We start from the raw sequence: 23,243 nt of genomic DNA, 5'->3' as shown, positions 1-23,243 counted from the left end.
TTGTTAAAATAGACAACAGGTTCCAAAATTAACTTCGATACATTAAATAACGATCATACCATGTATCAATAAAATCATGTGAAAAAGGCCCTTTTCGTTGTCGTATCCAGCGTACTAGTTTGTCCACATTTCTTTTTAAAATATGGTCAATTACATCTGGATAACCCATATGTAGCTTGTGAAATTCATATTCGTCCTCATCTAGTAGCGTATATGTCATATCAGGGAAAACTTTCACATCTAAATCATAATCAATATATTTTAAAGCCTCATTATCATACACATACGGAGAGCCGAGATTACAGTAATAATAAATTCCATCCTCACGAATCATTGCGATGATATTAAACCATAAGTCCGTATGAAAATAACAAATGGCAGGTTCTCTTGTAATCCACGTTCTTCCATCTGATTCTGTAACAAGTGTACGATCATTCCCACCTATCACAAGATGTTTCGTCGCTTTTAATACCTTTGTTTCTTCCCAAACACGATGTAACTTACCATTATGTTTATAACTATGAATTTGAATATCTTCACCTTCCACGGGAATCCCCATCATTTTCCCCTACTTTCCATATTCCAAAGAATAATCTAATTCTTTTCGATTCATTTTTTACTATTATATCGTTTTCTTTCTCATTTTAAAACAAATGGGGTTTAGATGCTGGAAGTAATCCTTTTGAAAGTTAACAAAAAAATAAGGATCTAACTTTTAATAAAAGTCAGATCCTCATGCTGGGGTTATTGTTGTCCAGCGTTACCAGAATTTTTTGCTTTTCTTGATTCAGCTTGTTGGTTTTGTTGCTTCACTTGTTGTACATCAGTTTCGCTTGCGAACTCAGTTCCAAAATTCCCTTGAGAACCGCTAGCTGATTGAGCGTTTTGTTGTCTTACTTCTTGTGCGTTAGTGCCTGATTTTGATCTCTTAGCCATGTTTTTCTCACCTCCACGTTTGATAATGTAACCAAACGTAGAGTAATTATCCAAAATACATAAATAAAAATTTATTTTTTCAAGAGTATGTGCTGAAAACGTTAGCGTATCAACGTTTTACACCAATACAGAACGGCCCCCATCAACAATTATTGTTTGTCCACGAATCATAAATGCTTGATCTGATACAAGGAACATAATCGTATTCACTAAATCTTCTATTTCCACCATTCTTCCTGCTGGTGTATTTTTACGCGCATCTTCTAATAACTCTTCACGATTTGGAAAATGCTTTAATGCGTCTGTATCAATTGCCCCACCTGAAACGGCATTAACTACTATGTTTTTCGATGCAAGTTCAACAGCTAAATATCTTGTCAATGCTTCAACAGCTGCTTTTGATACTCCAACTGTCGTATAATTTTCCAAGTAGCGAATGGAACCTAATGAACTTAAGGAAACAATTTTACCACCACCATTGCGTTCCATTAACTTAGCAGCTTCTTGGGCACAAAATAATAATGCTTTACTGTTAATATTCATTGTCCAGTCCCAATGTGTTTCCTCTAGTTCCATTGCAGGGCGTAAAACACCAGAAGCAGCATTATTAATAAAAACATCTAGACGACCAAATTCTTCATCAATCTCTGTAAACATCTTTTTAATCTTCTCTACATCTCCAACATTTGCTCTTACTAAAAATGCTTTTCGACCTAACTTCTCAATTTCCTCCACTGTTTCCAATGCTGCCTTCTTACTGCGAGCATAATTGACAACAATATCGTAACCTGCATGAGCAAGTGCAACCGCTGCTGCTTTCCCTACTCCTCTACTACTACCTGTTACAAGTGCAACTTTATTTTCATGCATACTATTATCCGCCTTTCTAAGATTCAATACTGTAAATTCTGTTATAAATACTTTTCTAGATATGTTCTCCATATCGTCTGATGCGACACAGGAAACGCGTATTGTTCCAGTTCTTCCCTTGTTACAACTCTACAGTTTTCCTTATTATAATCGTTTGGTAATTGGAATTCACCTGCAAATACATTGATTGACCATGTTAAATGTGAAAAGACATGGTCCACTTTCGTAAAAGCACCTGTTTCAATTTCAGCTGAAATTTGAAGTTCATCTTGGATATACTCTTTAATAGTTGTACGCATTTGCCCAAAAGAACCTAACGTTTCAACATTCGGAAATTCCCATAGATCTGCAAGTAATCCTTTACTTGGTCGTTTCCGAATTAAAAATTTCTCATCCTCAGTTTTCAATACAGCTGCTACAAGATCAACATGCTTTGTAGATTTTTTTCTAGTTTTAATTGGAAGTTCTTTTTCTACACCAGCTTCAAAAGCTAAGCAATGTTCTCGTACTGGGCACAGCAGACATGATGGCGATGTTGGTGTACAAACTAAGGCACCAAGTTCCATCAATCCTTGATTAAAGGAAGATGGATTGTCATGATCAATTAATTCACTTACTGCTTGTTCAAAGGTTTTTCTTGTTGCTGGTTTTGCAATATCTTGTTCAATACGTAAAATACGAGATAATACACGCATAACGTTTCCATCGACTGCGTGTTCTGGTTTCCCATAAGCAATACTTAATATTGCTCCAGCAGTATAAGGTCCAATTCCTCTTAGTTTTGATATTTCCTCTCGTGTATCAGGAACTTGAGAATTATAATTTTTTACCACTTCTTTTATTGCCGAATGAAGATTTCGAACTCGGGAATAGTAACCAAGTCCTTCCCAAATTTTTAGGACAGATTCATCATCTGCGGATGCAAATGATTCCATTGTCGGAAATTTTTCCAAAAATCTTTCATAATAAGGGATTACGGTGTCCACTTTAGTTTGTTGTAACATTATTTCAGAGACCCAAATATTATATGGATCCTTGCTTCTCCTCCAAGGGAGATCACGTTTTTCTCTTTCAAACCAACTAACTAAATCTGATTGTAATCTCCTTTTATCGATTTGCTTTATATTTTCTTTCCATTTATCATTCATAATCAAAGCTCCTAAAAATACGTTAATTCACTTATTATTAGGGAATAATAGTTATATACCCTTATTGCATTTATCTCTGTTGAATATAATATTATTTATTAGAACATCCCTTCTTGAAGGAGGACTTAGATTGGATACTGCTACACATGTTGTTATGGGGATTGCAATTGGCGGTCTTGCAACACTTGACCCCGTTGTTTCAGAAACAAGTGTCAACGCAAATAGTGTGTTGGTTGCTGCAATCATTGGTTCGCAAATCCCTGATATTGATACATTCCTAAAATTACGCAATAATGCTGTTTATCTTCGTAATCATCGTGGTATCACTCACTCGATACCAGCCGTGTTATTATGGCCATTAGTTGTAACAGCATTTGTTTCCATTATTTTTCCAGAAGCTAATGTACTACATCTGTGGATTTGGTCATTTATAGCCGTATTTCTCCATGTTTTTGTGGATATATTTAATGCCTATGGCACCCAAGCATTACGACCTTTCTCAGCAAAATGGGTCGCACTTGGTGTTATTAACACATTTGACCCGATTATTTTTGGACTACATGTAATTGGAATCCTATTATGGTTATTTGGAGCAAATCCAGGTCTAACATTTCTACTGATGTATATAGTCATCGTATTATACTATATACTGCGTTTCATCATGCAACGCGCTGTTAAATCGGCTGTATTAAAATCAATACCAAATGCTGATGAAATTATTATTTCTCCTACGATGAGGCTTCATCAGTGGAGAATCGCAGTAATAACAAAAGATTATTTCTATGTGGGACGTGCGTTTAAACGTTCTATTACTATTTTTGATAAGTTCCAACGAATTCCTGTACCAAAATCACCACTAATAGAAGCAGCGAAGAAAGACAAGAACTTGTCAGCTTTTCTATCCTTCTCTCCCGTTTATCGTTGGGAGATTGGAGAATTTCCAGGTTATTATGAAGTACGCTTCATTGATTTAAGGTACCGTAGTCATGGTCACTACCCATTTGTAGCGATCGTTCAATTAAATCATAACATGGAAATTATTGCTTCCTATACAGGCTGGATCTTCAGCGAAGATAAACTGAGAAAAAAATTAAGCATTTTGACAGATTAAGCTAACTACTTTTTTTAATAAAGCTGCAGATTTTCAGCCATAATAAAAGCATGCGGGAACAACCACTCCGCATGATGGATAAGGAGGCTATTATATGCGTAACAAAGCAAAAAATTTCCCTAACCAAAATAAAAATAAATTTCAAGGGGAGCCTCGTGCAAAAGCTGAGTTTGCTTCAACACGCGCTGACGGTTCCATCAATACTGCTCCACAAGAAAGAATGCGTGCATCTGGTGCAAGAGACGATAATGATGTAAAAGAATGGTAATTAAGACGTTTCTAAGGGGGATACTCATCCATGTCAATCAACAGGGAAAATTCTCACCTAAATAAACAGCTTAGTCCATTTAATCGAGGTTGGTTTCAACCAAAACATAGTAGCTCACAAGTTAACGGACAAACGGAAGAAACGCAACAAGATATTGTTAGACGACGAGATGCAGTAACAAGGTATAGAAAATAATAAAAGCATACAACGGTGCTCTACTTAGTAGAGCGCCGTATTTATTTTAACAAAGAAATCGGCAGTGCTTCTTCTTTTCCTCCGCCATTAAGTCGATATCCCCAGGCAAAAACACCTTTTAAGTAATCAATTTTGAAATACGTTCCAGGTGCACCATCAATAGCATATATTTCTCCTGGTTTAAAATCAGACGGATCTAATAAATAAGCTTGAGCCATTGTTGCTTTTCTTTCCAAAACTGCATATTCATTCACAATCCCTAGTTGCTCAGCCTTACGTGCTTTTTCTTTTAATGTAGCGATTTCTTGTTTTAATTCACTTTCTGTCATATGGCTATATCTTTTTTCTTGTTGCATAGCAATTCTCCTATTCATTCTCACTAAGATAGCGATCAATTAATTCAATAGTAAATCCTTTACGAAATAATGCTTGTTTCATTTTCTGTTCATATTCAAACCCTTCGAACGCTCGATACTTTCGTTGCAGCTTGTCTGCTTGTGCTCTTAAGGCTTGCCATTCATCTGCCTCATCTTTTTCATACTTTACTTCCTCAAGTGCAATGGAAATAATATCGAAACTAAATCCTTTTGTTAGTAAAAATTGTTCGATTTTTTGTTTTAGAATTCGTTGCGAGTGTTTTTGGTTTTGTTTCACAACTTTATTACCTAATTTTATTGCATGTTCGATTTGTTGATCCACCTTATATTCTTCTAGCGCATTTTCTATATGAATAGAGGAGATTCCTTTTTCCTTTAATTCTTGGCTAATGATATTTGGACCTTTTTTTCCACCATTGATTTGAGTTCTGACATAGGCACAAGCAAACTCTTTATCATCCAAGTACTTTCTTTCATACAGTTTCTGTACAACCGCCTCTACAACAGGCTCGTCCCATTCTTTCTTTTTTAAATATGTACGAATTTCTTGCTCTGAGCGCATTCGATAGGACAAATATTGAATTGCAGCATTAAAAGCTTTTCTTATTTCATCTTCATGCTGAATTTGTATAAGATCAAGCTCTGAGAGCTCTTTTCCCTTTCGTAAATCAAACCGAATTAATACTTCCTCATCTACACCAAAAGCAAATTTTTCATCGAGAAAAATATTATAGCGATCTTTTGTATTTTTTTGAGTAGAAATCTTTGTGATGATAGGCATACACATCATCCTTTTAATGTTTCAATATTAACCACTATTTTATCATAATTTTCTAGACGTATGTTTATTATCATGTTCGGCAAAAATGAAACAGTATTAAAAATACATAAGTTTCTATTGGTACACATAGAGACTTACAAGCACAATGAAGGAGTTGGATAAAATGAGCAAGCGAAAAGATATTCAAACAAAGAGTACATTGTCTAATACCCAGGAAGTGCTTTATTCAAGGGAATTCCAAAGAGCCGACAAAGCTGGAGGATATTCCGCACCAAGAAGAGGAAAATGATTTTTTTATACGAAGTTGTAAATAATATGGAGGCAGGTCTCCTGCACAAACACTACTAGGAGGTTTCTATCACATGGGTAGAGATGATCGTAGAAGAGCACGTGACAAAAATACACAAAAGCTGCCACAAGTTCCGAAAAACATGAAATCTGATGGTCTAGATGTGGAATTCTCCGAAGAATTAGCGGACCACGATGACATGGAAGCTATGGCAAGATCAAAAGCTGCGGACGAAAGAGCAAAAAGAAGAAATCCATAAGAGTTTGAACGAAAATTAATATGTAGATGGAATTAAAAGCCAAACTATTGCTTGAAATATCTTCAAGAAAGTTTGGCTTTTATTCCATATATAATTTGGACAATGGAGATATTACCAAAGAAGGAGAATATCTTAAAGTCTTACTTAGCATTGATTTAATTACATCTACTTAGATTCGTGTAATGCATATTTATGTTCAAATTACTGCATCAACAATAGAAAAGCGACTTTTCAATGAAAGTCGCTTTAATTTCTTAAAATTAGTGTGCTTCTGCTCCATGTACACCTTTTTTAAACAATCCTTTTTCTTTCAGTTTCTTAAAGTTTTCTACTGTTAAGAAATGATCCAAGCCATAAACTTTAGTACCTTTGATTACGAACAGTAAAACGATTGCTACTGTTAGAAGAATTGGGTTTGTGCTAATTGTTCCTGCCATCAAGAAGTTTAGGTTCATAAATGCGCCTGCGATTAATGCTGGTGCTGTTAATGCTCCGAAGATTAAACCAAGTCCTACTAACACTTCTCCTGCTGGTATTAGGAAGTTAAACAATTCTACGTTTGGTACTGCGAATGTTTCAAGGAATGCTCCATACCAACCTTGAACAACCGGTGCTTCCCCACCTGCTTTAGCTATTGCCCCTTGTAAAAAGCCGCTTGCGTCAAATGCTCCAAGTTTATGCCAACCTGCTTCTAACCATTGAATTCCTAACCAAATTCTTAATACTGCCCAAACTACTGCTACATATTTATTTTGATACCATTTTTTCATGTTAATCTCCCCTTAATATTGTGATTTTATTCACATATAATTTTATAGTTCGTTCATTAATGTGCTTCTGCACCATGTACACCTTTTTTGAACATTCCTTTTTCTTTTAGTTTCTTAAAGTTTGCTACTGTTAGGAAACGATCTAAACCATAAACTTTAGTACCTTTGATTACGAACAGTAAAACGATTGCTACCGTTAAAAGTATTGGGTTTGTGCTAATTGTTCCTGCCATCAAGAAGTTCAGATTCATGAATGCGCCTGCGATTAATGCTGGTGCTGTTAATGCTCCGAAGATTAAACCAAGTCCTACTAACACTTCTCCTACTGGTATTAAGAAGTTAAACAATTCTACGTTTGGTACTGCGAATGTTTCAAGGAATGCTCCATACCAACCTTGAACAATTGGTGCTTCTCCGCCTGCTTTTGCAATCGCTCCTTGTAAAAAGCCACTTGCATCAAATGCTCCAAGTTTATGCCAACCTGCTTCCAACCATTGAATACCTAACCAAATTCTTAATACCGCCCATACAACTGCTACATATTTGTTTTGATACCATTTACCCATTTCTACTCACTCCTTTTTTTAGTTTGTGAAATCATTCACATTGTAATGTAAAAAAATATGAGTTCTTTTTATCTGATTATATTACTTCTTAGTTGTGAATTATTTCACATTTCCTTTACACTCTTAATATACAACATTGTTCATGATTTCACAATAGACTTTTTACTAATTCACAAATCTGTCACAAGTATGTTTTATAGCTTTAATTACTCCCGTCTTCCGCCATATTCATCAGTAATTCACGTAGTACTTGTGCTTGATTAAATTCCCTGTTCTTAGCTGCAAATAACAAAGTCACACTTTTTGTTTCAGCTATTTTTAAAAGTGCTTTTAATTTATCTTGTTTAGATTTATCATTCATTAATTCCTCTTGATATTTTTCTCGAAACTCCGCAAACAGTTCAGACTTATGCTGAAATGCTTTTCTTAAATTTGAACTTGGTGCTATCTCCTTTGCCCATTCATCCATTATGATGTCTTCTTTCTTCATACCACGTGGCCAAAGACGATCCACTAATACTCGATAACCGTCGCTTTCTTCCATATTATCATATACTCTTTTCACGTTAATCTGCATAATTCTACCTCCTTACTACTCATTATAAACAATGAAAGAGTATTGCATGTAATGATTGTATTTGTAAAAACTACAAAAGAAATGGAGTGATAGTATGAAAAAAAATAACGATCATTTATTTGATCAAGGAAAAATGAAGAAGAAAGCACATTTGAATAATCTCGAACCAGGTGATTCCGTTAACAAGCACAGGTCCGTCGAAACTGGAAACCTAATTCAAGCTAAAAAAGAAATCGAGCAACAAAACAATAATCTATAATCTTGAGAATTGAATGGGACAATGAAATATTGATGAAATTAAAAACCGAACTATCATTTGATTTATCAAACTCAAGATAGTTCGGTTTTATTTTGTCTTTAAGTGCTGTTTACATAAGATGGGACTGTCAGCTTTACGAAATTAAAGTTACAAGCGGAAGTTCATTATCGTAGCGATATATTTTGTACTGTGACTTTACTCTGTTTGTGAGGAATTTGTTGGATCTGAAATATTGTCATCTTTGTTCATTTTATTTGCCATAGGAATCATTACTTTCTCCCGCATCATTAGATCATCAAGACTTTTAAAGACATATCCACGCTTTTTTAAATCCTGAATTACTTTTTCTAAAGCTTCCACATTATCTTGGGAAACTGTGTGTAATAAGATTACTGCTCCGGGATGTATTTGCGACATAATGCTATCATAAGCATATTTCCAGCCTTTTTGGTTTTTTACCTGCCAGTCAACAAATGCAACGGACCATAATACATGAATATACCCAGCATCGAGGGCAACTTTCAATGTCCGTTCACTCAATATTCCTCTAGGTGGCCGTAAATATTGCATACCTGTTTGTCCAGTAATTTCTTCCGTAGCCTGTTTAACCCTATCTAGTTCATTAATCATTTTTTCATCACTGATTTGAGTTGTATCTGGATGGCTCCATGAATGATTACCGATAATATGACCCTCATTTACCATTCTTTTTGCTAATTCAGGAGCACTCTTTAAATAGTGACCAGTTACAAAGAAGGTAGCAGGAACATTTTCTTGCTTTAAGATATCAAGGGTTTTTTCGGTAAACCCATTTTCATAACCATTATCAAATGTTAAGTACACGACTTTGTGGTTTGGAGACCCTTTATAGAATGCTCCATATTTATCAAGAAGTAGATCATATTCTGCTCCTGCTTCCGCAGGTTGTTCATTTTTAGACTTTTTAAATCCCCAATGTATCGGTTTATTGGAGACTGCATAAGCACTCATCGTTTGGAAAAAAAACATAAAAATAACGGGAATCAAAATCCCTAGTCTCTTCATCAATACAAAATCCACCTTTCATCCTTTTCTATTAGAGTTCCTCCTACTCACCAAAAAATGACTGTTAATTAGAGGGAAACAATAGGAAATATTAAAATAAAAAATCGACTGGTGTTGTAACCAACCGATTTTATTACTACTTAATTTTATGGGGTGACATGGAAAGTAAAAGTTAAGTGGTTTTGTATTGGTAGCCATGCTCCTACTTTTTGTGAAGTAACATTTTTCACGACAATTTTTCTCTTTGTCCCTTTTATAACAAGATAAACTTCACCGTATGTTGCTTCACCTTTTTCTACGATTGCGGGAACATATGCATGTAGATAACCAACTTTTTTCGGATGGATGTTGTACACTTGGTTATGTTTTGTGCCAGCACCAATAATTGTTTGTGTCATTAGAGGAAGTTTTGTCTTTTCCATTGCTTTTAATAAGATCATATTTTGCACATCTTCTGCGTGTGGCACTTTTGCCGTTAAGCCACCGGTAACACGTTTTTGAACCTGCTGGACGTAATTCATTCGCGAATTTACATTTCCTGCCATGTTATCATGGACATTTGTATTTACTTTTTGATATTGCCAGTTTGGAGTAGTCTCCTCTGATTTATAATTCAAAGGATATTCACCTAAATAGATGGTTGCACGCATTCCCACAGAAAGAAGGGAACTATTAATAGCAGATTCGTTTAATATTCGAATTAAATGTGGGTTCTCGATTTTCTCATTGGCAGATTCTATTAATTCTTTTGTGAACTCACTTGGTTTTAAAAATGGCTTATTCTCAGCTTGATTAGGAACGGTGTTTTCCTTTTCAATATTAATAACAGAAGATGGTAATTCTATCTCTCCTGTTACTTTCTTGTCCTTTTCTGCAAAAGTATTATTAGGCATAATTAACATGAAGATAGAAGAAATAATGATAAGTTGCAGTAGTAAACGTTGTATTTTCATAAAGGGAAACTCCTTTCATCTTTACGGAAAAATCCGCCTTCTCCTTTATGATTTTCAGAAAAGGGAATGATTATCCATCTAATCATAAATAAAAAAACATTGTAGTTATAATTTAAGAGTTAACGCACGTTAGCAACATTCTTTCAACAAAAAAAGCCGGATATCCGACTTTTTTTTATTGTTAACTTTTACACTCTTCATCGTCTTTCTTATTACTCATCGAATTAATTTCTCCTCCAATAATAATGATGAAACCTGATAGATAGAACCACAACATTAAGACAATGATTCCACCAATACTTCCATATGTCGAAGAGTAGTTCCCGAAATTTGCTACGTAAAATGAAAAGCCAAGTGACACAATAATCCAACCAATACTTGCAAAAATAGCCCCTGGAATAGCAGTAGTACATTTCAACTTTAAACTTGGAGCAAAATAATAAATTGCTAAAAAAACGATAAATAAAATTACAAAACTTAGCACCCATCTTAGTATTTCCCATACAGAGATAAACATATTGGGTACACCTAGATTTGTAAAAACATACTCTCCTAATTGTTTTCCAAAGACAGGTAATAATAAAGCAAGTAGAAATACAAAAATCATGGCAATGGTAAAAACAATGGCCAGCCCACGAGAGACGATGAAAGGACGATCTTCTTCCACATCATATGCACGATTCAATGATCGCATTAAAGCATTCATACCATTAGATGCAGACCATAGTGTACCGATGATTCCGATGGATAATAAACTACCATTTCTGTTTTTCATTATTTCATTTAGCGTTTTTTGCACCATGTTTAATGTTTCTTTCGGAGCTATATCCTTTAACACATTAAATACATCTGCCTGAGTAAGTGGAGTAAATGGTAATAAAGTGACGATAAAAATTAGTAACGGAAATAAAGAAAGTAGAAAAAAATATGCCAGTTGGGCAGCCATTCCAGAAATATCATTGTCCATAATACGGATAATTAAATTCTTTATCCATCTATATATTTTTATAAACATATCTATGTACCACCCCTATTCCAGCAAATCTTGATATAGTATATATACCTTCATAGTGTTTTATAAAACCAATTATTTTATGAGATGAAGACTATTTCCAATTGACAAGGGATAATTAACATGAAAGTATAGTGAATATACTAAAAAGGGAGATGAGATAAACATGGATTTATCTGTAAATACACAGGAAAACATTGACTTTATGGTAAATGAAATTGTATCTAAATTAAAAATGGTTAATATTGGAGCACTCCAACTCCAAAGTTTAGATGACGATTTATACGAAGAACTTTGCGAGATTTATGAAATGGTGATGAAGAAAAACAACTTTAGCCCTAACGAAATGCAAGCTCTAGCAGAAGAACTTGGCAGACTACGTAAAAACGCATAATAATACATACCTAAAGATTATCCCACAAAAATATTTAGAAGGAATTAAAAAAAAGCCAAACTAATGATTAAATCAGTTTGGCTTTTTCCTGTTAGCAATCAGGAATATAATTAATAAGTATGAAACGTTACTAGCGGAGGAAATACACGTAGACTCCTGCGGGAGCAAAGGCCTCGATGAGACCCCGCAGTGCGATCAGCACGAGGAGGCTCATCAGCCGCCCGCGGAAAGCGAAGTGTATTTCCGTAGCGGTATAGTAACTCTAACATTATTCAAATTTCATCAATTTATAATAGTATTATTAAACTTTTATTTATGAATGAATGGATAATTGCTTGATTGTACAAATTCCTTTTAACACTTTTAACATTTTCTTTATTTGGCGATCATCGATATGATTAATACAAGAGATTTGCAGCCAATTTTTTTCTTGCAAATATGAACTTTCGTAATGCAAATTGAACCCATTTAAGGACAAATCATCACCTAAGTTACGAGCTACAAATCCACTTGGCATTTCAACGGTTAGAATTGTGGGAGCAGCATCTTCATTACTAGCTAACACAGATAAACCTGCATCCTCAATTCCACTTCGTAGAAGTTCATAGCGAGCTTCAATTTCTTCATATACTTTATTGGCATCATCATATCTTTCAAGTGCTTTCTCTAATGCGTTAACAAGATTAGATGATTGTGAATAAGGAATACTATCAGCTTCCATATACGCCCCTAAATCAAGATAACGAGGTATTCTTTTATCGCTAGCAATTAGAGCATTATGGAAAACAAATGAGAGTCCTGTATAACTAGCTAATGCCTTTCCACTTACCCCAGATGCAAAAGCAACTCCATCAAGATCTATATGAATTGCGCCGAGTGAGCTTATACAGTCTAGACATAGATGAATATTTCTTTCCTGACAAAGTTCCTTCAGTAATTCAATATCATTCTTAATTCCTGTAGAAGTCTCACAATGTACTGCCCATACCCATTCATATGGAGCAGCTCTTAAACTAGTAGTAATTTCTTCTTTTTTAAAAGAATTACCCCAATCTGTTTCTAAAGTATCAAACTCCAGTCCCATCCTTTGGGCATGGTCCACAAGCCTTTTTCCAAATTCACCATTAACTAATATTAGACCTTTACCATTCAATAATGATAGTTGGGCTGCAATTACATCATTGGCAAGTGTTCCTGTACCGTGTAAAACCTGTACGTATCGTGAATTTGTAAGCTTTGTTAGTCTTGCCTGAACACGTTCCAAAATGCTCTCAAATTCTACCGATCGATGAGAAATCGGTGATTTCATAAAGGCCTCTCTAACTTCATTAGAAATCGTTACAGGTCCAGGTAGAAAATTAACAGGCTCATTCAAGATTCTGCCTGCAACCCCTTCATCGAATGTTGCCTTTGTTAAATACATAGGTTGAAATGCTGCTTCTTCGTTTCCAGTCATATAAGCAAATGGTTGAAAACCTAGTTGACCATATAATTTTAGTTGACGTGTTGTACCTGATATGACTGCTGCATCATATCCTATTTTTAAACAATAACGAATTAATGCTTGTGCCAAACCTAAAAATACTCTACCATTTCGATAATTAGGATCTACTGAGAGTAGTCGAATTTCACATGGATTTTGCACAGAAACCGGTAAATGATCCTCTACTCTACCGATTTTTCCATCTAAAGAAAATGGTCGATTGCTCCGTACACAAATCATTCCGATAAGCTTGTCATCTTTCAAACAAATAATATATGTATTCTCTTCATGAAATTTATCTATTAATATTCTTCTCTCATTTTCATTATGTTGTGGTATTTCCTCCACGAAGGTTCGATAATTCATTGCTACAATTTGCTCAAATTCTGAAGGTTCAGTAGCAATCTTATAAATTAAGCTCATCAGCTGATGTTCCTTTCTTTATATATTTTCTCTTTAATGTTTTGCCGATGTGCAAATATAATGATGGCAGATACTATACTTGCTACGAGGATTGCTGCTACATCATACGACATAGGAATCATGATGATAGGTAAAACTGCTACTGCAAACATGCCTGCTAATGTAAGACTTCTAATAAAAACATAAGATACTAGAAATACACATGCAAACCACATAAAAAGTATGGGATTAAATGTTAGTACCCCTCCAATAAAGGTAGACATCCCCTTTCCCCCTTTAAAGCGGAAGAACACTGGAAAAACATGACCAATAACAACGAAAAGTAAAAGAAGTAATTCACCATATAACGGTAATTCTGCAAGTCGTGCTATCATAATGATAAGGAAACCCTTTAATGCATCGCCTATGAACGTTATGACAAAAGCGCCCTTCCCGAATAGACGACCAATATTTCGTGCCCCAACATTTCCACTGCCTTCATTATGGATTTCTGTTTTATAGTGAAATTTAGCTAGTACATAGGCAGTTAAGAAATTCCCTAGAAAATATGCAAAAACAAATAATAAAAGTTCTCTCATCCTATTTCCTTTTCATATCATTTTCATTTATATTACCATAATTTGTGAAAATTTTGAACGAAATTCTACAGTTAGAAGCTATTTCACCTTTTCGCTATGTATGTACCCATGACAGAATGCTAATATAATAGTAGCAATATGGAAAGAGTGATAATATGAAGAAAGTCCTTATTATATATACAAGTATGACTGGTAATACTGAAGCTCTAGTAGAAGAAGTACAATTAGGATTAAAGGAAAATAATGTAATTGTTGATATAAAAGAAGCATTCGATGCTAATCCTGATGATTTACTAGAGTACGATGGTTTCTTAATTGGAACTTATACATGGGAAGGTGGCGAAATTCCCGATGAGTTTATGTTCTTTTATGAAGAATTAGACAGCTTTGATTTAACAGGAAAAAAAGCCGCTGTCTTTGGTTCAGGAGATTCCTATTATAGGTTCACATTTGGTGCAGCGTTAAATTTATTTGCTGATAAAATCCAATCATGTGGTGCAACAATCACTGTTCCTACATTATTAATAGACCTATTTCCCGAAGAAGAAGAATTGGATAAATGTCGCCAGTTTGCTCAGCAGTTTAGTATTAGTCTATAAAGACTATAGCAGCGTATGCTGGAATTTGTTATTTCCCAAGAAATAATGACGAAATATGTTTATAGTCCTATCAAAAAAGGAATCTAATAGTACATTAGATTCCTTCATCATTTATACGAGGTAATATGAGTATTTCTACCCTTCTATTCTTTGCGCGTCCTTCTGCTGTATCATTATCTGCAATTGGTTGAAATTCTCCAAACCCTTTCGCACTAAACCATCTTGGATCAAGATCCCCATTTTCCAAAAGCACTTTCATGAAATTAATCGCACGCATAACACTTAAGTCCCAATTCGAATCAAATTCAGAATTACGTATTGGAACATTGTCCGTGTGTCCACTAATAATAATATTTCTTGGTGGATCCATCTTCAAAAATTCAGCTACTTCTTTCGCTGTTTTTACATCCTTTTCCCTAACTTTTGCTTTACCTGAAGCAAATAAAACATTATCACGAATCCTCAGTAGTAACCCTTCATCAGTATAGGAGATTTCGAATTTATCATTCAAATCATTCTTCTGAATGTACATATTGATTTTTGCTTGAATCTCTTCTAACTCTCTTTGCTCTTCTAAATCAAAATCAACTGTATTTTCTTCTTCTATCACTGGTTCCTTCTCTTCCTCTTCATGATCAGGATTATCTTTACTATGATCATCATTTTCTATTGGGTTTTGATAATGGATTGGACCAGTTCCTCCTAAGAAGATACCATTAAATACTTGTGATAATCTTTGGAATTTCTGTGCGTCAACAGAGCTCGCAGCAAATAACACAATAAATAATGCTAATAATAGTGTCATTAAATCAGAGTATGGGAGTAACCATGATTCGCTATTATCATGCTGCTCCTCTTTTCTCTGTCTTCGTTTACGCCGGGACATTATAATTCACCACTTTCCTCAAAAATTTGTTGCCTTTCTGAGGCTGGTAAATAAGATGCTAATTTTCTCTCGATTACCCTTGGCGCTTCTCCTTCCAAAATAGATAATATTCCTTCTACCATCATCTCTTTAATACGCACTTCTTCTTTTGACTTTTGTTTAAGCTTATTTGCAAATGGGTGCCACCAAACATACCCAGTGAAAATACCTAATAGTGTTGCAACGAATGCAGCAGAAATGGCTAAACCTAATTCATCTGTATTTTCCATATTTCCTAGTGCTGCAATTAAACCTATTACCGCTCCTAGCACCCCAAGTGTCGGTGCATATGTACCTGCTTGTGTAAAAATAGCAGCTCCTACTTGATGGCGTTCTTCCATCGCATCAATTTCTTCATTTAGAACATCACGAATATAATCAGCACTTTGTCCATCAACTGCCAATGTTAGACCATTTCTCATAAATGGATCATCAATATCAGCAATAGTTGCTTCCAACGCAAGCAATCCTTCTTTTCTTGCTAATTGTGCTAACTCGGAGAAATCATAAATTAATTCCTTAGGCTGATAAAGTTGTTTTTGTTTAAATAGTATCCCAAACAACTTCGGTACTTTCTTAATTTCTGATGTAGGGAATGCAGTAACAACACTAGCTGCAGTACCGACAATTATGATTAAAATTGCTGCAGGGTTAACAATTGCCATAATTGGTACACCTTTCATTACCATCCCTACTCCTACAGCTACAATCCCAAGTAATATTCCTATTATTGTTGTTTTATCCATAAGCTTCACCCTAAATTTCATCTGTATTACTATATATATCGACAGAAGTTTACATTTTTCAATAAGAATCGCAAAATAAAAATACTGTCCAATATAGTTTATCGGACAGTAAAAATGAAGTTATACAGTTACTTTTGTATCTAGCTGAAGTGCTGGGCCAAAAAATTCATAACGAATATTTTCTTCTTCCACTCCAATATCTGTTAACATACTTACTACATTTCTTAAAAATGGAACTGGCCCACATATATAACAAACCGTGTTTTTATCTATTTTAGCTATTAATAAATCTTTATTAATATAGCCAGTAAAATCATGATTCCCGGAAATATTTAATGGTTTTTCATAGCCTACAATATATTCAGCCTTGTCCAATTCAGATACTAATTTACTTGCTTCTTCTGCAAATGCATGTACAGCTTCATTTCTAGCTGAGTGGATAAAAGTAACCTTTTGACTCGTTTTATTTTGCACTAGTGATTCCAACATACTCATCATTGGGGTAATTCCTACGCCACCGCTAATGAGAGCTACATGATCTTCGGCGTTCACATCTAAGTAGAAATCACCGGCTGGTGTACTAACTTCAACTGTATCTCCAACTTGAATATTATGATGCAAGTAATTAGACACCTTACCATTTGGAACAAATTCCTCTTCTTTTTTGACGGAAATTCTAAAGTATTCATTACCAGGTGCCACAGATAAACTATATTGACGATTTAATGCATATGTTTCTTCTGGAATATGAACACGGATTGTAATATATTGACCTGGCTTATAAGTAGGAACAGGTTTTCCATCCTTTGCTTTTAAATAAAACGAGGTGATGACTTCGCTTTCTTTTACTTTTTCAACAACTACAAAATCTTTAAAATCTTCCCATCCGCCCTCTTGTTCTTCTGCTTTTCTATACATATTTGCTTCAATATTAATAAATACTTGAGCTATTTCTCCATAAGCTTCCGCCCATGCATTAATAATTTCATCTGTTGCGGAGTCCCCTAATACTTCTTTTATTGCTTCTAGTAAATGTTTACCTACAATCGGGTAATGTTCAGGCTTAACACCTAATCCTCTATGTTTGTAAGCAACTTGTGTCACTGCAGGAAGTAATTCTTCTAATCTATCAATATTTTTTGCAGCCATATATACCATATTTGCTAAGGCAGTTTGCTGTCTTCCTTGCGATTGATTTGCATGATTAAAAATATTTAATAGTTCAGGATGGTTCGAAAACATATTTTTGTAAAATACAGATGTAATAGTTACACCATGTACTTCTAATATAGGTGCTGTAGATTTCACAATATCAATTACATGTTTAGGAAGTGCCATTTCGTTAACCCCTTTAAAAGATATATTTTAAATACATCTTTAACTTAACTTGCTGCTGAATTTAAAGCAATATTTTAAATACATCTTTAGAAAAGCTGTCACATAATATTCTTTGAATGTTCACGTTTGTTTGTTCATATGATTTTCAAATTAATGTTGTATACTAATGGAAGGAGCAGGTGATAAAAATGAGACTTACTAATTATACAGACTATGCATTACGCATATTAATATATCTTTCTTCTAAAGGTCCTGATAAATTATCCAATATATCGGAAATTGCAGAGGCATATAATATCTCAAAGAATCATTTAATGAAAGTTACTCATGAATTAGGAAAAATGGGAGTAATTGTTACAGTTCGTGGTCGTGGGGGCGGTATAAAACTTGCTTTGGCACCAGAGGAAATAAACATTGGAGCGATTGTAAGACAAACGGAAGATGACTTTAAACTAGTTCCATGCTTTGAACAGGGTTCAACTGAATGTGTAATATCTCCAGTATGCGGATTAAAGCATGTATTACATCGAGCACTTTCAGCATACCTTCAAGTCCTAGATGAGTACACACTAGCTGACATAGCTAACAATCCTCTAGAACTCAGAAATCTACTAAATATGAACTAGTTAAAATTCGGTGAATCTATATACGTTCTTGTTTGGCATTCCTTTGTATGATTGTTAAAATGATAATATTGATTCAGAATTTTACTTAAAAGGAGAATATTTATGACTAATTTCCAAAATACATTAGAAAAATATGCCGAACTTGCTGTCAAAGTCGGTGTTAATGTTCAAAAAGGACAAACTCTTGCAATTAACGCAGCTATTGATAACGCAGAATTCATACGTATTGTCGTAAAAAAAGCTTACGAAGCCGGTGCTAAGAACGTAATCGTGAACTGGAACGATGATGTCGTTTCTAGATTAAAATATGATCTTGCACCAGATGAAGCTTTTAATGAATATCCACTATGGCGTGCACGTGAAATGGAAGAACTTGCGGAATCAGGTGCTGCTTTTATGTCCGTAGTATCAGCCGGACCAGATTTATTAAAAGGAGTAAATCCGGAAAGAATCGCAAACTTCCAAAAAGTAGCTGGACAAGCAATGTCTAAGTATCGTCAATATATCCAATCTGACAAAGTTAGTTGGACTGTCATTGCTGCTCCTTCTAAAGATTGGGCTGCGAAAGTATTCCCTGATGCTCCGCAAGAAGAACAAGTAGAAAAACTTTGGAATGCAATTTTCAAAGCTACAAGAGCAAACTTAGATAATCCTATTGAACTTTGGAAGAAGCATGACGAAACATTAAGAGAGAAAGCGGATTTCCTTAACAATAAACGCTTTAAAAAGCTGCACTATACTGCACCTGGAACTGATTTAACGATTGAGTTACCAGAGGGTCACTTATGGTGTGGTGCTGGAAGCTTAAATGAAGATGGTAATGAATTTATGGCAAATATGCCAACGGAAGAAGTATTCACTGTACCTCATAAAGATGGAGTAAATGGTTATGTGGCAAGTACAAAACCATTAAGCTATGCAGGTAACATTATTGATGAATTTACGATTACATTTGAAAATGGTCGCATTGTAGATGTGAAAGCAAAAGAAGGTGAAGAGATACTTAAGAAGCTAGTGGAAACAGACGAAGGTTCTCACTATTTAGGAGAAGTTGCTTTAGTACCACATAACTCACCTATTTCACAATCTAATATTTTATTCTATAACACTTTATTTGATGAAAATGCTTCTAACCACTTAGCTATCGGTAGTGCCTATGCTTTCTGTCTAGATGGTGGAAAGAAAATGTCGCAAGAAGAACTAGCTAAGCACGGATTAAACTCGAGTATTACACATGTCGATTTCATGATAGGTTCAGCTGAAATGAACATTGATGGTATTACAGAATCTGGAGAAAAAATTCCAGTGTTCCGTAATGGTGATTGGGCATTTTAATAACAAAAAGAAGCATCCGAAAATGGATGCTTCTTTTTTAATTTGCTTCCTCCGTGAAAGGCTTGTTCACATAATAATACATCCAACCCATGAAAATACCGCCACCAATAAAATTTCCGATTGTCACAGGAATAAGGTTGTGAATAATTCCTGAAAATGTAACGGAATTATCCACATTAAGCACTAATGAAACAGCAAATGTACACATATTGGCAATACTATGTTCATAACCAGAGATAAAGAAGCAAAATACAAATAACATCATTGTAAATAACTTTGGACCATCCCCTTTTAACGTTAACGGAACAAAGAAAGCTAGGCAAACTAGCCAATTACAAAGAATACCTCTAAAAAACAGTTCAGATGTTGGTATTTGTGTTTTGTTCATCGCAACGTCTAGCAACATACCATTTACCTTTGGATCCGCGAATAAGCCGGTCGCAAAGATTAATAGTGCAAAGAATGCTGCCCCTACTATATTTCCACCATAACTGAAAATCCACAATTGTCCTGCTTTTTTCCAATGAATTTTCTTTTTCAAAGCACTATAAGAGAAGTAAAATGTGTTGCCAGTAAATAAATCTCCCCCACCATAAGAAATTAAGATGATGGCTGCACCAAATGTTACAGCCGCCATTGGATATGCTAGAGGTGAGTTTTCTAAGTAAAAGAAATTCCCTGTTTTAAAGGCAACAATTACTCCAAATCCAATAAACATACTAGCTAATATAGAACGTAGGAAATAGATAAAATAACTTTTCTCAAAGATAGTTAATTTCTTTAAAGCTAATTTTTCCACTTGTTCCAATGCATTTGTTTCCATGATATTTCTCCTATTATAGTTATTTAACTTCAGGGAAATATGGGGCAAGCGTATCTTTTAGTACATTAACGCTATTATTAAAAAGTTTTTGCTCTTTCTCGTCTAAATCAAGCTCGAATATTTCCCGAATTCCGTTTCTATTGATTACAGCTGGAACTCCAATATACACATTTTTTTCACCATACTGACCATCGAGATGTGCAGAAACAGTTAGGATTGAGTTTTCATTTGTTAAAATTGCTTTAGTAATTCGCACTAACCCCATTGCAATCCCGTAATATGTTGCACCTTTACTTTCGATTATTTTATAAGCAGCATCACGAACATTAACGAAAATATCATCTAAATCCTGTTGAGTATACTTATCATCTCTCTCCAAGAACTTCATAATAGGAATACCACCAATATATGCAGAACTATAAACAGGCAATTCACTATCCCCATGTTCACCAATAATATAAGCATGAATATTCTTCGGACCTACTTTGAAATATTCTCCTAAAGAATAACGGAATCGAGCTGTATCGAGAATTGTACCTGAACCTATCACTCGTTCTTTCGGTAATCCACTAAATTTCCATGTTGCATAAGTTAAGATATCTACTGGATTCGTCGCTACTAGAAAAATACCATCAAACCCACTTGCCATTACTTGATCAACGATGCTTTTAAAAATCTTTAGATTTTTCTCTACAAGATCAAGTCTTGTTTCCCCAGGTTTTTGATTAGCACCAGCACAAATGACTACTAAATCCATATTTGTACAGTCTTTGTATGTTCCAAAGCGAATGTGTAATGGACTAGGTGCGAATGCCTTCCCATGGTTTAAGTCAGTGACATCTCCTTTTGCTTTTTCTTCGTTTACATCGATCATTAATAATTCATTTGCGATACCTTGATTCATTAATGCAAAAGCATAACTTGATCCAACAAAACCTGTTCCAATTAACGCAACTCTACTTATCCTTTCATTGTTTAACATAATGATCATCCCTTCCATTCGTTTGTATTACCAAATAGAATACTTTAAATAAGGGTCCCTTACAATCAAATCTTGTTTATGATCTTAAGGATTGTTTGATTGTGAATATTTTCACATACTTTATAATTTCATTATAGCCTGTTGTTTATAGATTGTCGATATGTATTTTTTATTTTTCGTAAATTATTTTTATATTAGGTAACCATAAGAGCAGACGCATTTAGACAGCTACATATTTCGAATGATATAATATACTAATAGCCGAAGTGAGGTGTGGAAATGCAACAACCAGAAAAGAAAATGATGAAAGATTCTATTACGATAAAAACAAGCCTAGTCTTCCCTCCTGATACCAATCATCATGGTACGCTTTTTGGAGGTAAACTTATGGGATATATCGATGATGTAGCTTCAATTGCTGCTATAAAATTCGCGCGGAACCCTGTAGTAACTGCATCAACAGATTCGGTAGATTTTATAAAACCGATTCGTGTTGGTGATGCTGTCACTTTAACAGCAATTGTTACCTGGACAGGAACAAGCTCAATGGAGGTATTTGTAAAAGTAACTTCCGAAAATTTACTTACAGGTGAACAAGCAATAGCTGCCCTTTCCTTCTTAACATTTGTGGCGTTAGATGAAGATGGGAAACCTACCCCTGTTCCACAAGTTGTTCCAGAAACCGAAGAAGAAAAATGGTTAAATGAAACAGCTAATAAAAGAGCTGCTCATCGTAAAATACGTAAACAGGAAAGTAAAGATCTTGCTGCATTTTTTGCACAAAGTGAGAATTAGGTTTACTTATTAGAAAATGAATATTACCTTCTATTACTACGGTCACGAGGTATAAGTACCTCGTGACGTTTTTATTTTCCTAATTTATAGACATGTAGCGTGACTTACTTCTACTGTTTAGTTTTGGACTGGGTACGATGGAGCTTCTTGCGTGACCGCCTCATCCATTTTCGCACTGAACCGGGCACGATGAAGCGACTTGCGTGACCGCCTACTACTTTTTTTCACTGCACTGGGCACGATGGAGCGCCTTGCGTGACCGCATCATAATTTTTCTCACTGAACCGGGCATAATGAACCGCTTTGCGTGACCTCCTCTGCCTTTTTCCCACTTCACGGGGCACATTGAAGCTTCTTGCGTGACCGCCTCATCCTTTTTCCCACTGTACCGGGCACATTGAACCGGCTTGCGTTAGCGCCACCGCCTTTTTCCCCCTGAACCAGGAACGATGGAAGACCCTACGTAACCACCTCATCGATTTTCTACCTGCACTGGGCACGTTGAAACCCCTTTCGTTACCGCCACCGCCTTTTTCCCCCTGAACCAGGAACGATGGAAGACCCTACGTGACCACCTCATCTTTTTTCTCACAGTACCGGGCACATTGAAACGACTTGCGTGACCACCTCATCCTTTTTCCCACTGCAAACCGCCTTGCGTGACCTCCTCCGCCTTTTTTCCGATTAAGTCCATATAATTGTGTAAAAAGAATAGGTCATCACCATGACCCGTGATACAATGTTTTCGACCAAGAAACCATTTAAACGGAGGACATGATGA

General features: G+C 35.2%; 30 protein-coding genes. 11 read left to right on the top strand and 19 right to left on the bottom strand.

Annotated elements, in window-relative coordinates; genetic code table 11:
* Positions 1 to 28: 28 nt before the first annotated feature.
* From ntdP to mutY, 4 genes are all read right to left on the bottom strand, one after another.
* Positions 29 to 559: a nucleoside tri-diphosphate phosphatase gene (gene ntdP, locus ACFPM4_RS19375; RefSeq protein WP_144923178.1), complete on the bottom strand. Its 531-nt coding sequence runs from the start codon at positions 557 to 559 to the stop codon at positions 29 to 31.
* A gap of 185 nt (positions 560 to 744) precedes the next feature.
* On the bottom strand, positions 745 to 936 hold the full coding sequence (locus ACFPM4_RS19370; RefSeq protein ID WP_144923174.1) for a gamma-type small acid-soluble spore protein: 192 nt from the start codon (positions 934 to 936) through the stop codon (positions 745 to 747).
* A gap of 117 nt (positions 937 to 1,053) precedes the next feature.
* Positions 1,054 to 1,806, bottom strand: coding sequence for an enoyl-[acyl-carrier-protein] reductase FabL (fabL, locus tag ACFPM4_RS19365; protein ID WP_382355487.1), 753 nt, complete (start codon positions 1,804 to 1,806; stop codon positions 1,054 to 1,056).
* Between the two features lie 41 nt (positions 1,807 to 1,847).
* Positions 1,848 to 2,954, bottom strand: coding sequence for an A/G-specific adenine glycosylase (mutY, locus tag ACFPM4_RS19360; RefSeq protein ID WP_382355484.1), 1,107 nt, complete (start codon positions 2,952 to 2,954; stop codon positions 1,848 to 1,850).
* A 130-nt stretch (positions 2,955 to 3,084) separates the two neighbouring features.
* Here mutY and ACFPM4_RS19355 point away from each other — a divergent pair, with 130 nt between their 5' ends.
* The 3 genes from ACFPM4_RS19355 (at position 3,085) to ACFPM4_RS19345 (ending at position 4,528) form a co-directional block, all read left to right on the top strand.
* Positions 3,085 to 4,065 carry a metal-dependent hydrolase gene (locus ACFPM4_RS19355; protein ID WP_382355481.1) on the top strand — a complete coding sequence of 327 codons (981 nt, stop codon included), beginning with the start codon at positions 3,085 to 3,087 and terminating at the stop codon, positions 4,063 to 4,065.
* A 94-nt stretch (positions 4,066 to 4,159) separates the two neighbouring features.
* Positions 4,160 to 4,333, top strand: a complete 174-nt coding sequence (locus ACFPM4_RS19350; RefSeq protein WP_144923162.1) for a small, acid-soluble spore protein K — start codon at positions 4,160 to 4,162, stop codon at positions 4,331 to 4,333.
* Between the two features lie 30 nt (positions 4,334 to 4,363).
* Entirely contained in the window at positions 4,364 to 4,528 is a 165-nt protein-coding gene (locus ACFPM4_RS19345; protein WP_382355478.1) for a YpzG family protein, read from the top strand.
* A 41-nt stretch (positions 4,529 to 4,569) separates the two neighbouring features.
* Here the strand turns inward: ACFPM4_RS19345 and ACFPM4_RS19340 are convergent, their stop codons facing one another.
* Together ACFPM4_RS19340 and recX are read right to left on the bottom strand one after the other, a co-directional pair.
* Complete coding sequence (locus tag ACFPM4_RS19340; protein WP_144923157.1) at positions 4,570 to 4,884, bottom strand: YfhH family protein; 315 nt, start codon at positions 4,882 to 4,884, stop codon at positions 4,570 to 4,572.
* Positions 4,885 to 4,894: 10 nt separating this feature from the next.
* On the bottom strand, positions 4,895 to 5,686 hold the full coding sequence (gene recX / locus ACFPM4_RS19335) for a recombination regulator RecX (RefSeq protein ID WP_382355475.1): 792 nt from the start codon (positions 5,684 to 5,686) through the stop codon (positions 4,895 to 4,897).
* 163 nt (positions 5,687 to 5,849) lie between these two features.
* Here recX and ACFPM4_RS19330 point away from each other — a divergent pair, with 163 nt between their 5' ends.
* Positions 5,850 to 5,975: a YfhE family protein gene (locus ACFPM4_RS19330; protein WP_144923151.1), complete on the top strand. Its 126-nt coding sequence runs from the start codon at positions 5,850 to 5,852 to the stop codon at positions 5,973 to 5,975.
* 73 nt (positions 5,976 to 6,048) lie between these two features.
* Entirely contained in the window at positions 6,049 to 6,234 is a 186-nt protein-coding gene (locus tag ACFPM4_RS19325; protein WP_144923148.1) for a YfhD family protein, read from the top strand.
* A 260-nt stretch (positions 6,235 to 6,494) separates the two neighbouring features.
* Here ACFPM4_RS19325 and ACFPM4_RS19320 read toward each other — a convergent pair whose 3' ends face one another.
* From ACFPM4_RS19320 to ACFPM4_RS19310, 3 genes are all read right to left on the bottom strand, one after another.
* Positions 6,495 to 7,004, bottom strand: a complete 510-nt coding sequence (locus ACFPM4_RS19320; protein WP_382355471.1) for a DoxX family protein — start codon at positions 7,002 to 7,004, stop codon at positions 6,495 to 6,497.
* A gap of 56 nt (positions 7,005 to 7,060) precedes the next feature.
* Positions 7,061 to 7,570, bottom strand: coding sequence for a Crp/Fnr family transcriptional regulator (locus tag ACFPM4_RS19315; protein WP_382355469.1), 510 nt, complete (start codon positions 7,568 to 7,570; stop codon positions 7,061 to 7,063).
* Between the two features lie 202 nt (positions 7,571 to 7,772).
* Entirely contained in the window at positions 7,773 to 8,147 is a 375-nt protein-coding gene (locus ACFPM4_RS19310; RefSeq protein ID WP_382355466.1) for a DUF488 domain-containing protein, read from the bottom strand.
* Between the two features lie 94 nt (positions 8,148 to 8,241).
* Here ACFPM4_RS19310 and ACFPM4_RS19305 point away from each other — a divergent pair, with 94 nt between their 5' ends.
* On the top strand, positions 8,242 to 8,406 hold the full coding sequence (locus ACFPM4_RS19305; protein WP_382355463.1) for a hypothetical protein: 165 nt from the start codon (positions 8,242 to 8,244) through the stop codon (positions 8,404 to 8,406).
* 195 nt (positions 8,407 to 8,601) lie between these two features.
* On the opposite strand, the gene pdaA is transcribed toward ACFPM4_RS19305, so the two are convergent.
* The 3 genes from pdaA to ACFPM4_RS19290 all read right to left on the bottom strand — a co-directional run bounded on the left by pdaA (position 8,602) and on the right by ACFPM4_RS19290 (position 11,418).
* Positions 8,602 to 9,450, bottom strand: coding sequence for a delta-lactam-biosynthetic de-N-acetylase (pdaA, locus tag ACFPM4_RS19300; RefSeq protein WP_382355509.1), 849 nt, complete (start codon positions 9,448 to 9,450; stop codon positions 8,602 to 8,604).
* 146 nt (positions 9,451 to 9,596) lie between these two features.
* Entirely contained in the window at positions 9,597 to 10,403 is an 807-nt protein-coding gene (locus tag ACFPM4_RS19295) for a YfkD famly protein (RefSeq protein ID WP_382355460.1), read from the bottom strand.
* A 181-nt stretch (positions 10,404 to 10,584) separates the two neighbouring features.
* Complete coding sequence (locus ACFPM4_RS19290; RefSeq protein WP_382355457.1) at positions 10,585 to 11,418, bottom strand: YihY/virulence factor BrkB family protein; 834 nt, start codon at positions 11,416 to 11,418, stop codon at positions 10,585 to 10,587.
* Between the two features lie 163 nt (positions 11,419 to 11,581).
* Between ACFPM4_RS19290 and ACFPM4_RS19285 the strand changes: the two genes are divergently transcribed.
* A complete protein-coding gene (locus ACFPM4_RS19285) occupies positions 11,582 to 11,809 on the top strand; it encodes a DUF1128 domain-containing protein (protein WP_382355454.1) in 228 nt (75 codons plus the stop codon).
* 313 nt (positions 11,810 to 12,122) lie between these two features.
* On the opposite strand, the gene ACFPM4_RS19280 is transcribed toward ACFPM4_RS19285, so the two are convergent.
* Positions 12,123 to 13,715 carry an aminotransferase class V-fold PLP-dependent enzyme gene (locus ACFPM4_RS19280; protein WP_382355451.1) on the bottom strand — a complete coding sequence of 531 codons (1,593 nt, stop codon included), beginning with the start codon at positions 13,713 to 13,715 and terminating at the stop codon, positions 12,123 to 12,125.
* The gene (locus ACFPM4_RS19275; protein ID WP_382355448.1) at positions 13,715 to 14,293 is read right to left on the bottom strand and encodes a glycerol-3-phosphate acyltransferase; all 579 of its coding nucleotides are present in this window, start codon (positions 14,291 to 14,293) and stop codon (positions 13,715 to 13,717) included. The genes ACFPM4_RS19280 and ACFPM4_RS19275 overlap by 1 nt, the downstream gene beginning before the upstream one ends.
* 155 nt (positions 14,294 to 14,448) lie before the next feature.
* On the opposite strand from ACFPM4_RS19275, the gene ACFPM4_RS19270 reads away from it, so the two are divergent.
* Positions 14,449 to 14,892, top strand: coding sequence for a flavodoxin (locus ACFPM4_RS19270; RefSeq protein WP_382355445.1), 444 nt, complete (start codon positions 14,449 to 14,451; stop codon positions 14,890 to 14,892).
* A 94-nt stretch (positions 14,893 to 14,986) separates the two neighbouring features.
* On the opposite strand, the gene motB is transcribed toward ACFPM4_RS19270, so the two are convergent.
* The 3 genes from motB to hmpA form a co-directional block, all read right to left on the bottom strand.
* Positions 14,987 to 15,778 carry a flagellar motor protein MotB gene (gene motB, locus ACFPM4_RS19265; RefSeq protein WP_382355442.1) on the bottom strand — a complete coding sequence of 264 codons (792 nt, stop codon included), beginning with the start codon at positions 15,776 to 15,778 and terminating at the stop codon, positions 14,987 to 14,989.
* Positions 15,778 to 16,563, bottom strand: coding sequence for a flagellar motor stator protein MotA (motA, locus tag ACFPM4_RS19260; protein WP_144923116.1), 786 nt, complete (start codon positions 16,561 to 16,563; stop codon positions 15,778 to 15,780). Before motA ends, motB begins: the two co-directional genes overlap by 1 nt.
* A 120-nt stretch (positions 16,564 to 16,683) precedes the next feature.
* Positions 16,684 to 17,901 carry an NO-inducible flavohemoprotein gene (gene hmpA, locus ACFPM4_RS19255; RefSeq protein ID WP_382355438.1) on the bottom strand — a complete coding sequence of 406 codons (1,218 nt, stop codon included), beginning with the start codon at positions 17,899 to 17,901 and terminating at the stop codon, positions 16,684 to 16,686.
* A 188-nt stretch (positions 17,902 to 18,089) separates the two neighbouring features.
* Here hmpA and ACFPM4_RS19250 point away from each other — a divergent pair, with 188 nt between their 5' ends.
* Both ACFPM4_RS19250 and ACFPM4_RS19245 read left to right on the top strand, forming a co-directional pair.
* The gene (locus ACFPM4_RS19250) at positions 18,090 to 18,527 is read left to right on the top strand and encodes an RrF2 family transcriptional regulator (RefSeq protein WP_144923111.1); all 438 of its coding nucleotides are present in this window, start codon (positions 18,090 to 18,092) and stop codon (positions 18,525 to 18,527) included.
* Positions 18,528 to 18,629: 102 nt separating this feature from the next.
* Positions 18,630 to 19,862 carry an aminopeptidase gene (locus ACFPM4_RS19245; protein ID WP_382355435.1) on the top strand — a complete coding sequence of 411 codons (1,233 nt, stop codon included), beginning with the start codon at positions 18,630 to 18,632 and terminating at the stop codon, positions 19,860 to 19,862.
* A 37-nt stretch (positions 19,863 to 19,899) separates the two neighbouring features.
* Here the strand turns inward: ACFPM4_RS19245 and ACFPM4_RS19240 are convergent, their stop codons facing one another.
* Positions 19,900 to 20,685 carry a formate/nitrite transporter family protein gene (locus ACFPM4_RS19240; RefSeq protein ID WP_144923105.1) on the bottom strand — a complete coding sequence of 262 codons (786 nt, stop codon included), beginning with the start codon at positions 20,683 to 20,685 and terminating at the stop codon, positions 19,900 to 19,902.
* A 19-nt stretch (positions 20,686 to 20,704) separates the two neighbouring features.
* The gene (locus ACFPM4_RS19235; RefSeq protein WP_382355431.1) at positions 20,705 to 21,667 is read right to left on the bottom strand and encodes an L-lactate dehydrogenase; all 963 of its coding nucleotides are present in this window, start codon (positions 21,665 to 21,667) and stop codon (positions 20,705 to 20,707) included.
* A gap of 279 nt (positions 21,668 to 21,946) precedes the next feature.
* On the opposite strand from ACFPM4_RS19235, the gene ACFPM4_RS19230 reads away from it, so the two are divergent.
* Complete coding sequence (locus tag ACFPM4_RS19230) at positions 21,947 to 22,462, top strand: acyl-CoA thioesterase (protein WP_382355428.1); 516 nt, start codon at positions 21,947 to 21,949, stop codon at positions 22,460 to 22,462.
* Positions 22,463 to 23,243 lie beyond the last annotated feature (781 nt).

The sequence above is a fragment of the Lederbergia graminis genome (genome assembly GCF_042655485.1).
In the GTDB taxonomy this organism is placed as follows: domain Bacteria; phylum Bacillota; class Bacilli; order Bacillales; family Bacillaceae_C; genus Lederbergia; species Lederbergia graminis.
Note: the sequence above shows the minus strand (reverse complement) of the source record. Positions and strands in the feature narration are given on the sequence as shown.